General features: G+C 63.3%; 1 pseudogene. It reads left to right on the top strand.

Annotated features, from left to right (window positions below):
• Positions 1-663: pseudogene (locus HAQ05_RS27985) on the top strand (hypothetical protein); the annotation flags it as partial.

Raw genomic sequence — 663 nt, 5'->3', positions numbered from 1 at the left:
AGGTAAGCGGGATCTACACCGGCACCTATACCGCGCGCGTATCGGCGGTGGGCGTGAGCGGCAATGCCTCGCTGTGGGCCTATTCGGAAGCCACCCAGCTTTACGGCAAAACCGGTGAGCCGCCGGCGCTGGCCAGCTTCTCGACCGTATCGGAGGTGTTCGGCATTCGCCTGAACTGGGCCTTCCCGGCCGGCGCAGAGGACACGCTGTACACGGAGGTGCAGGAATCGGTCGCATCGGATGGAAGCGATGCCACGCAGTTGGGCCTGATTTCCTACCCGGCGGTGACATACCTCAAAAGCGGTATGGCGGCAGGGGTTACGCGGTTCTTCCGCGCGCGCCTGGGTGACCGCAGCGGCAATACCGGTTCGTGGACCGCATGGGTCATGGGCCAGTCCAGTTCCGACGCTGGTGAAATCCTCACCTACCTGGCCGGCCAGATCAGCGAAACCGAACTGAGCCAGGAGTTGAACGAAAAGATCACCGATCTTGCCGACCAAGTTGCCGCGCTCGATGGCCTGTCGGCCTACAAGGACGACCAGACCTACACCACTGGCGACATGGTGGTGGCCGGGAACAGGATCTACCAGGCCACCCAGGACGTGCCCGAGGAAACCCCGCCGCCTAACGCGGATTACTGGCTGGACGTGGGCCAATCCATCG

The organism is Pseudomonas typographi, from assembly GCF_014694385.1.
Classification (GTDB): Bacteria; Pseudomonadota; Gammaproteobacteria; order Pseudomonadales; family Pseudomonadaceae; genus Aquipseudomonas; species Aquipseudomonas typographi.
This window is presented reverse-complemented; position numbering and strand designations above follow the sequence as displayed.